Consider the following 8,546-nt stretch of genomic DNA (forward strand, 5'->3'; position numbering starts at 1 on the left):
TTCAAAACAGGACTCTCAGGCCATATAGCGGCATTAAGACGAATATCATAAATTCAATACTGTCGCCTTCTTGCGTTCAACAGAGCATTACATCACCAACAGATATTCGTTGTCATCCACCAGTCAGCTGCTCTGATCTGGGGGGCGGTTCCGTATTCCCACCATCGTCCGTGTCGAGGCCGTCACAGTTAGGAGACGGACTCCCTCGGCCCCGTCCGACAAGAGTAACCCTTTTGCAAGACCCCTACACACGTTCGGGTATGAGCAACGAGTGGCCAGTCGACCCCGACGGCGAGGAAGGTAGCGAGGGAATGCGCAAGTACGATATGCGGATCATCGCGGACAAGGTCGACGAGGCAGAGGACTTCCCGCTCGAGGTCGCGGAGTTCGTCGACGAGTACGGCGACTACCCGATCCGGGTCAACCACGAGAAGGTCGTCGCGATGCACGAGATTTTCGAGTACGTCGACGACGACGAGTTCGACGAGATGGTCGAGATGCACAAGGCCGTCGGCGCGGCCATGCGTGAGGGCGGCTTCTGGAAGTACCATCCACAGGGAGAGGACCCCGAGAAGGTCCCCGCCTGAAACCGGTCTCCGACACGCGAAAACGCTTTCCTCCCTTTCTGTCGGTCGTCCCCTATCACGAATCTGGATTACGTATCACTTATATGACGCCGTTCGAAAGGTTCGATCACCGTGACTAACACGCAGGTGACGCTGGTCCAGATCGATAACTACGGACCGTGGACGGTGACGCCGGAACCGCGTCGGGAAGCCGACCTTCAGACGCTGCAATCGCGCCTCTACGCCGACGTCTCCCAGTTCGTCGGCAACCGCGGCGGCTACGTTTTCTTCACGCGGTTCGACAACATGATCGCCGTCACGAACGGGCTCGACCTCGAGGACCACCGGCTTCTCCAGGAGTCGGCCGGCAACCGCTACCCCGTCACGCTGAGTCTCGGGGTCGCGACCGGGACCGACCCCGTACAGGCGCTGTCCGACGCGACGACCCGCCTCCAGGAGGCCGGTAGCGCCCAGGACGAGGATCGTCGTGAGTGTCTCGAAGGCCGAGTCATCGAGGATGCGCATCGAACCGCCGACGATGTCCAGATCGCTCACTTCGACGTCATCAACGCCACCGGCAACTATACGGACGAACTCAACGCCTTCGATACGTTCATCGAGATCGAGCAGGGCTACGCGGAACTGATGCGGCACATGCGACGGGCCCACGACAGCCTCTCGTTTTTCGTCGGCGGGGACAACGTGATCGTCGTCTGTCCCGACCTCGAGCAAGCGGACTACGAGGAGGCAATCACTCACGTCGAGGAGGCCGTCGATGTCAGCCTCCAGGTCGGCGTCGGCCGCGGTGAGAACGCCCACGACGCCGGATTCGGGGCGAAGCACGCGCTCGAGACCTGTCGGGCCGATGGGACGCGCGTCGAACTCGAATTCGAGCAGTAGCGATCGACGACCCAGTCCGGCGAGAACAGTTCGAGCCGAACGCAGAAACTTCGCTCTCGAGTGGGTTAAGCGTAGTGGAGGTAGTTTTTAGCCCGTCTGCGATCATGGTTACAGTATGGAACGAGAACTGTCGGTCAAAGAGGTCCTGACGACCGAATACGTCGGTGTCAGCGAATCGGACTCGGTCCAGGGTGCGGTCGAGTTGATGCGCGAAGAGCGGGCGGGTTCGGTCCTCGTCGTTCGGGGCACCGATCCCGTCGGCATCATGACCGAGTGGGACGTACTCGGGCTGGTGGCCGACGAACGGGCCCCCGCGGAAACGACGGTCGAGGAGGTGATGACGACGCCCGTAATCACCATCCCGTCCGATCGATCGCTGACCGACGCGGCCAATCTCATGGCTCGGGAGAACATCCGCAACGTCGTCGTCGAGGACGCGGACGCGGACGAAGTCCTCGGTCTCGTTACCCAGCGGGACATCATCGCGGCGGCCGGCTCGTTCCGGGGAACGGTGTCCCCGGCGCGGTCCGTAGAGCCCGGGGCCGGCACCGGTGCCGGGACGGGGAGTGGAACGGAACCGGGAGCCGCCCAGGGGACCGGCGCTGGGACGGAGCCCGCCGACGGCGATCCGCTTCTCGAGGAGCCCGCGGGGGAACCCCCGATCGGGAACGAGGACGGCGAAGCGCCGGTCGTCCCGAACGGCGGCGACGAGTACTCGACTCAGGGCGTCTGCGAGGCCTGCGGATCGCTCGCGGACTCGCTGTGGGAGGCAAACGGACAACTGGTCTGTTCGGACTGTCGGACGGTCTGAATTTGCGGAGTATCGACCGTCCGACCATCGCTCTCGTGACCCTGGATTCTGTCGTCCTTTCAGTTTTCTTCTCCGACCAGCATCCCCAAGCGAAAACTGGATTGCAGACCCGCTAAACCCGTTCGATGATCGTCGCGATCCCCTGTCCGAACCCGATACACATCGTCGCGAGGCCGATCTCGCCGCCGGTCCGCTCGAGTTCGTGGGCTAGCTTCCCGAGCAGCGTCGCACCCGTCGCGCCAAGCGGGTGACCGTGGGCGATCGCGCCGCCGTTGACGTTGGTTCGCTCCCAGGATGCGCCGGTCTCCTCGAGCCAGGCGGCGACGACCGAGGCAAACGCTTCGTTGACCTCGAAGAGGTCGACGTCAGCGACGTCGAGACCGCGTTTCTCGAGGACCTGCTCGGTCGCCGGAATCGGACCAGTGAGCATGGTGACGGGGTCGACGCCGACGACCGCAGTGTCGACGATCCGGGCCATCGGTTCCCAGCCGCGTTCCGCGGCGGTCTCCGCACTCGCGATCAACACGGCGGCGGCACCGTCTACGATCCCCGAGGAGTTACCCGGGTGATGAACGCCCTCGCCCGCCTCGCGAAAGGAAAGCGGGAGGTCGGCGAGCGCCTCGAGGTCGGTACCCGGTCGCGGATGTTCGTCTCTCTCGATCCGGGTCGAGTGGCCGTCTACCTCGACTTCGACGGGAACGACCTGGTCGTCGTACCGCCCGTCGTCCCAGGCCTCGGCCCACCGCTTTTGCGAGTCGACCGCGAGTTCGTCGACGTCGCGCCGGGAGAGACCGTACTCCTCGGCGATCCGCTCGGCCCCTTCCCCCTGCGTCGTCAACTCGTCGACGTGGTCGAAGTAGGTGTCGGTGACGGTATCGGCTCCACCGATGCCATCGACCCCGTCCGAGCCAAGCGGAACGCGAGTCATGTGTTCGACGCCGCCGGCGACCAGAACGTCGTGTTGTCCCGCCATGACGTTCGTCGCGGCGAAGTTGACCGCCTGCTGTCCCGAACCACACATCCGGTTGAGCTGGACGCCCGGCACGCTGTCCCCCCAGCCAGCGACCAGCGGGGCGAGCCGGCCGACGTTCAGGCCCTGTTCGTCGGTGGGCGTCACACAGCCGTAGAGTACGTCCTCGACGATCCCGGGGTCGAAGCCGTTTCGCTCCTCGAGCGCCTCGAGGGGTTTCGCTGCGAGGTCCTGCGGGTGGGTGTCCCGGAACGAACCGCCCCGTTTGCCGAAGGGGGTCCGGACCGCGTCCACGATGACCGCGTCGTGCATGCGAGAGCCCTCACTCCGCACCGATATAGACGTTCCGTACGGTCCTGTCGGACGGCCCGTGTCGGTCTCACCCAACTATTATCCAGCCACCCTTCGAACGCCCACTATGACCGAGGCCGATCCCGAGGAGCTCCGAGAGCAACTGGTCGACGCGTTCGGCGACGCCGACTACCCGATCTCGAGTGCGATGGCACTGTTACCGACGCTTCCCGACGGTCCCGCGACGACCTTCGAGTCGGGCGAGTTCTCGATGACAATGATGGAAATCCAGGAAGCGTCGGACGTGAATCCGCTAAATCACTTCCCCTACGAGAGCCCCGAAGAACTGGCAGACGACATCGTGAGAGGGCTTCGGAGCGCTGGTGAGTTGCCGGAAGACGAGTGACGGTCATTGTTCGAGTCCGTGACAGTCCCATCGACGCGAAAAATGATTGATTAGTCCGGTCAGCCAACGCGACGGTATGGTAGACGCGGTCAGCGTCGACTTTCTGGACTGCGAGACGGTTCGGATCACAGGGACGGCCGAGGACGTGATCCTCTCGGCGTTCTGGTGGGACGAGTCACGGTCCGTGGGCACGATCGCGGAACCGATCGGCGGCGTCGACGGCCGACGAGTCGTCTCCGTCTCCGAGGAATTCGGTGCGTTCGCTTACGGCCCGATCGTAAGCGAAATCGAAGGGTTCGAGCCCGGAACACCCAGAATCCCGGGCAACGGCGATTGGTCGGTCTCGAACCCCGATCTCGAGGACTGCGTGGCAGAGGTCCGCGATCGGTACGAGCTCCCGCAGCCGTTCCCCGAGTGAGGGGCTCGGAGCGATCGAGTGGGGCGACACGGCTCGCGTCGCGACTCCCCCGAGCCGGCGGGGTCAGTAGTGCCAGGGATAGTCGTCGAAGTCCGGCTCTCGGCCCTCGACGAAGGCGTCGCGTCCTTCCTTGGCCTCGTCGGTCATGTAGCCAAGCCGGGTCGCCTCCCCGGCGAACACCTGCTGGCCGACCATCCCGTCGTCGGTCATGTTGAACGCGTACTTGAGCATTCGCATCGCCGTCGGGCTCTTGGCGTTGATGCGTTCGCCCCACTCGAGAGCGGTTGCCTCGAGTTCCTCGTGGGGGACGGCCTCGTTGACCATGCCCATCTCGGCCGCTTCCTCGGCGTCGTACGTTTTCCCGAGGAAGAACACTTCCCGGGCTTTCTTCTGTCCGATCTGTTTGGCGAGATAGGCGGAGCCGAAGCCGGCATCGTAGCTGGCCACGTCGGGATCGGTCTGGAGGAACTTGGCGTGTTCTTCGCTCGCGATCGTCAGGTCACAGACGACGTGCAGCGAGTGGCCGCCGCCGACGGCCCAGCCGGGAACCACGCAGACGACGACTTTCGGGATGTGACGGATGAGTCGCTGCACCTCGAGAATGTGTAGTCGGCCCTGCTCGGACGCCCGTTTTTCGTCCCCGTCGTACTGGTAGCCGTCCTCACCGCGGATGGTCTGGTCGCCGCCCGAACAGAACGCCCAGCCGCCGTCTTTCGGGGACGGACCGTTGCCCGTGAGCAGAACACAGCCGACGTCCGTCTGCCGTTTGGCGTGCTCGAGTGCGTCGTAGAGTTCGTCGACCGTTCCCGGACGGAAGGCGTTGCGGACTTCGGGTCGGTCGAAGGCGATCCGGACCGTCCCGGAGTCGACCGCGCGGTGGTAGGTGATATCCCGAAACTCCGCGTTCAGGTCTGCGATCGGCTCCCAGCGGTCGGGGTCGAAGAGTTCCGAAACCATCTGTCTCGTCTCGAGTTTGACGGCGGTGCTGTGAAATAGGTTCGCGTGTCGGTTCGTCACGGAGCCGACGGGAGCCCCATTCGAGAAGCTGGGTAACGACTGCACCGATTCGCACACTGATCGTCAGAGTGGTCGGCGATCAGTGTACACTGACTTGCAGTGGCTACTGTAATTCAAAGCGAGGAGTGGCTTGCGACGAAGAGAGATCGCTATCCAATGAGATACGAAATACAAGAGTGTAGTAGTACCGCCCGCATGCAAGAGATATGGCCGTAACAGCGGAGTTCAGACTGTTTTCGGAGCAACACCCGTTGATCTCTATCGCTCGAGCAGTGCCGGAGTGTACGATGACCATCGAAGAAGAAGATCAAGCTGATGCTGGACCGATCGTATTCGTCCTCCGGGTCGTCTGCGGTTCGTTCGAGGCGTTCGAGTTAGCCCTTGAAAGCGAAGACTCGGTCACCGAGTATGCCCTTATCAGCGACGAAGAGTCAGTGCGTATCTACCACACGGTCGTCGAGAACCTCTACCCCGAGGAGATAGACGAACTCGTATTCAACAAGACGCTCGTCGAACGGTGGTGGATTACCAGCGACGGGGAACACCTCAAACAGCAGTTCGCAAACCGTGAGGAACTCGTCGCCTACCGCGATAGCTGTCGAAAGATGGATATCGATTTCCAACTCCGTCGCCTGTACGAGTCGAACACGGACGATTACCGTATTCCCGGTGTCTCGGAGAAACAACACGAGGCACTGCGAGTGGCCTACGAGGAGGGCTATTTCGATGTCCCGAGACGAGCATCGCTCAGAGAAGTCGCCGATGTGCTCGATATTTCCCGCTCGGCACTCGCCGAACGGTTACACCGCGGCCAGTCTCACGTCTTCGAGCACTACTTCTCCGATAGACCATATTAAACCCAGGACAGTGTGGGGCTTTAGTGATCCACACGCGGCCTCTCACGTTAGTATACGATGGATGATGCGACGACGAACGATGGAATCTCTCGGGGTCGAACGTCCAAGGAATCTTCCTCACAGGGTCAGTCGGTCGATGTCGTCGACGGTCGGCTGTTCAAGCCGCTGGTTGTTCTTTCAGCGCCAATTGTTCTCGCGGAAGGGCTCGACATGGTCTATTTTCTGGTCGACCTCTACTGGATCGGCCATCTCGGAACGGACGCGATTGCAGCGATGTCCTACGCGTGGCCAGTCATCTACCTCGGCACGAGCGTCGGATTCGGTATCGTAACTGCAGGAACCGTTCTCGTCGCCCAGTATAAGGGGACGGGACGAATCAGTGCGATACCCTCAGTTGCCGGCGAGACGATTTCGTTCGTGACGATCCTCTCTGTCGTGCTCGCGATCACTGGATACGCTCTCGCACCGTGGGCGCTGACGCTCGTCGGTGCAATCCCCGGAACAGGCCCACACGAGCTCGCCGTCCAGTACACGCGAATCACGTTCCTCGGCATGGTGCCGGCGTTCTGGTTTTTCGTGTTCAACGCGCTCTCTCGAGGATGGGGTGATACGAGAACGCCGCTCAAACTGATGGGCGTGAGTACGACCGTCAACGTACTCATCGATCCGTTCCTCATCCATGGGTTCTCGGCCAACCCGCTCTTCGAGTGGGTCGGGCTCCACTCGGTAGAGACGGCGCTGTATACCCAGACAGGGTTCGCCGGTTACGGCATCGAGGGTGCTGCGATCGCGACAATCCTCTCACGGTCCGTTGCCGCCGTGCTTGGTCTGTACATCCTCTTTTCCGGCCGGATCGGGTTCGAGATCACGCTCAGTACGTTCCGATTACATCGCTCGAGGGTGGCTCAAATCGTCACGATCGGTTCGCCAACGGTCGTCGAGATGACCGTCCGGGCAGGTGGCGTCGCAGTCTTGACTGCGATAATCTCGATCGAGGGAGCCGCTGCCGTCGCAGCGTATGGAATCTCCGAATACCTCGTTGGAATCCTGTTCGTCATCTCCCTTGGACTCGCTCGCGGAGTGGAGACAGTCGTGGGGCAGAACCTCGGTGCCGGCCAGCTGGCCCGTGCCAAGCGAGCAGTGTATCTCTCTGCGGGGATGGCAGTTGTCCTATTTACCTGTATCGTTGCCGTTGCCTATCCGTCTGCCGAGTCGATTGTTAGCGTGTTCTTGGCCGTTGAAGGCGGGGGCGTCGCTGCCGATGCTATTGTTCAGGGTGGTGCTACCTTTATTTGGATCGTCGGACCGGCACTGATCTTCTTCGCCGTCTTTCAGGTGATTCTCGGTGCATTTCGCGGAAGCGGGAACACGAAACTCGCAATGGGAATGGCTACTCTGGAGTTGCTCGTGTTCCGCATTCCGTTGAGTTACGGCGCGCTCGTCTGGTTCGAAGCCGGGATCACTGGGGTCTGGTACGCGATCAGCTTTTCCTACGTCGTCTCGTCTGTGATCGCCGCTGTGTGGTTCTTCCGGGGTGCGTGGGCAACATCGTCCTTGGTCTCGAGGGAGAACCGCTGATGTTCTGTTTTGTATCTCCGCTATGAGTGTCTGATTGTGAACCACCTCGAGGTCAAATGGTTCGAGACGCCGGATGTCTCGTTATCGACCGCAGTCACGGATTTCGCGGATGTCGCGAATTCTGGCGGGACTCCGTCACTTAGCTCCGGTTCGCTCAGTTACGGAAGTCTTTGATCCCCGTACGACACCGAGGCACTCGCCTGCTCGGGATTCATAGACGAACTGACTCACAGCTGATCGAGAAACGGATTCTACTAAGCACAGCTAACAGTGAAGAAAAGTAAGACCACACCGACTTTCGAGTGAAAACACCCTCTATCAGAAAACTAGAATCGGCTATCTAGTCGAACGTGATAGGAAAACGGCGAAAATTGAGTCACAGAATAGTGTCGCCACTCTCGAGATTCAAACCCGGAACGGCGGCCAGCTTAGTCGATAGGCCGCATGAAGTTCGCAACGGCGGCGACGAACACCTCGAACGAGATCAACGGCTCACCAGCGAACTCCATCCCGAGACGCTTCTTCGCGAGCCGATCAACGAGCATCCAGGTGTTGAACAGCAAGATCGCGAAGAGGAAGTAGAACAGCCGGGGCCGATGGTCTGAACTCCGGGTCTCGGCGAGGAACTTCTTGGTCTCTTTGAACTGCTCTGTTGAAGAGCGATCTAATCAGCTGATATCACGGGTTAGAAGGGTGAAGTCGAGGAAATCGAGGTTGGTATGGAAATCGACA

At 61.1% G+C, this 8,546-nt stretch carries 9 protein-coding genes; 7 read left to right on the forward strand and 2 right to left on the reverse strand.

All coding sequences use genetic code 11. The features are described 5' to 3' along the window. Nucleotides 1-260: 260 nt before the first annotated feature. From C446_RS16275 to C446_RS16285, 3 genes are all read left to right on the forward strand, one after another. Nucleotides 261-587, forward strand: a complete 327-nt coding sequence (locus C446_RS16275; RefSeq protein WP_006674222.1) for a DUF5785 family protein — start codon at nucleotides 261-263, stop codon at nucleotides 585-587. A 111-nt stretch (nucleotides 588-698) separates the two neighbouring features. Next, on the forward strand, nucleotides 699-1,466 hold the full coding sequence (locus tag C446_RS16280; RefSeq protein WP_006674223.1) for a GTP cyclohydrolase III: 768 nt from the start codon (nucleotides 699-701) through the stop codon (nucleotides 1,464-1,466). Nucleotides 1,467-1,581: 115 nt separating this feature from the next. Further along, nucleotides 1,582-2,277, forward strand: coding sequence for a CBS domain-containing protein (locus C446_RS16285; protein ID WP_006674224.1), 696 nt, complete (start codon nucleotides 1,582-1,584; stop codon nucleotides 2,275-2,277). Nucleotides 2,278-2,389: 112 nt separating this feature from the next. On the opposite strand, the gene C446_RS16290 is transcribed toward C446_RS16285, so the two are convergent. Then, a complete protein-coding gene (locus C446_RS16290) occupies nucleotides 2,390-3,559 on the reverse strand; it encodes a thiolase family protein (RefSeq protein WP_006674225.1) in 1,170 nt (389 codons plus the stop codon). Between the two features lie 106 nt (nucleotides 3,560-3,665). On the opposite strand from C446_RS16290, the gene C446_RS16295 reads away from it, so the two are divergent. Next, nucleotides 3,666-3,944, forward strand: coding sequence for an MTH865 family protein (locus C446_RS16295; protein ID WP_006674226.1), 279 nt, complete (start codon nucleotides 3,666-3,668; stop codon nucleotides 3,942-3,944). 76 nt (nucleotides 3,945-4,020) lie between these two features. After that, a complete protein-coding gene (locus C446_RS16300) occupies nucleotides 4,021-4,362 on the forward strand; it encodes a hypothetical protein (RefSeq protein ID WP_006674227.1) in 342 nt (113 codons plus the stop codon). 63 nt (nucleotides 4,363-4,425) lie between these two features. On the opposite strand, the gene C446_RS16305 is transcribed toward C446_RS16300, so the two are convergent. Then, nucleotides 4,426-5,319 carry a 1,4-dihydroxy-2-naphthoyl-CoA synthase gene (locus C446_RS16305; protein WP_006674228.1) on the reverse strand — a complete coding sequence of 298 codons (894 nt, stop codon included), beginning with the start codon at nucleotides 5,317-5,319 and terminating at the stop codon, nucleotides 4,426-4,428. 266 nt (nucleotides 5,320-5,585) lie between these two features. Here C446_RS16305 and C446_RS16310 point away from each other — a divergent pair, with 266 nt between their 5' ends. Both C446_RS16310 and C446_RS16315 read left to right on the forward strand, forming a co-directional pair. Beyond that, nucleotides 5,586-6,236 (forward strand): helix-turn-helix domain-containing protein, encoded by a 651-nt coding sequence (locus tag C446_RS16310; protein ID WP_049920305.1) that lies wholly within the window; start codon nucleotides 5,586-5,588, stop codon nucleotides 6,234-6,236. A 57-nt stretch (nucleotides 6,237-6,293) separates the two neighbouring features. Then, on the forward strand, nucleotides 6,294-7,814 hold the full coding sequence (locus C446_RS16315; protein WP_006674230.1) for an MATE family efflux transporter: 1,521 nt from the start codon (nucleotides 6,294-6,296) through the stop codon (nucleotides 7,812-7,814). The last annotated feature ends 732 nt before the right edge of the window (nucleotides 7,815-8,546 follow it).

The organism is Halobiforma nitratireducens JCM 10879 (assembly GCF_000337895.1).
GTDB lineage: Archaea > Halobacteriota > Halobacteria > Halobacteriales > Natrialbaceae > Natronobacterium > Natronobacterium nitratireducens.

Excerpts from the sequence above, each read along its gene's own strand:
- C446_RS16300 (WP_006674227.1), top strand. The coding sequence starts at position 4,021 with ATGGTAGACGCGGTCAGCGTCGACTTTCTGGACTGCGAGACGGTTCGG.
- C446_RS16310 (WP_049920305.1), top strand. The coding sequence starts at position 5,586 with ATGGCCGTAACAGCGGAGTTCAGACTGTTTTCGGAGCAACACCCGTTG.
- C446_RS16285 (WP_006674224.1), top strand. The coding sequence starts at position 1,582 with ATGGAACGAGAACTGTCGGTCAAAGAGGTCCTGACGACCGAATACGTC.
- C446_RS16290 (WP_006674225.1), bottom strand. The coding sequence starts at position 3,559 with ATGCACGACGCGGTCATCGTGGACGCGGTCCGGACCCCCTTCGGCAAA.
- C446_RS16295 (WP_006674226.1), top strand. The coding sequence starts at position 3,666 with ATGACCGAGGCCGATCCCGAGGAGCTCCGAGAGCAACTGGTCGACGCG.
- C446_RS16315 (WP_006674230.1), top strand. The coding sequence starts at position 6,294 with ATGGATGATGCGACGACGAACGATGGAATCTCTCGGGGTCGAACGTCC.
- C446_RS16305 (WP_006674228.1), bottom strand. The coding sequence starts at position 5,319 with ATGGTTTCGGAACTCTTCGACCCCGACCGCTGGGAGCCGATCGCAGAC.
- C446_RS16275 (WP_006674222.1), top strand. The coding sequence starts at position 261 with ATGAGCAACGAGTGGCCAGTCGACCCCGACGGCGAGGAAGGTAGCGAG.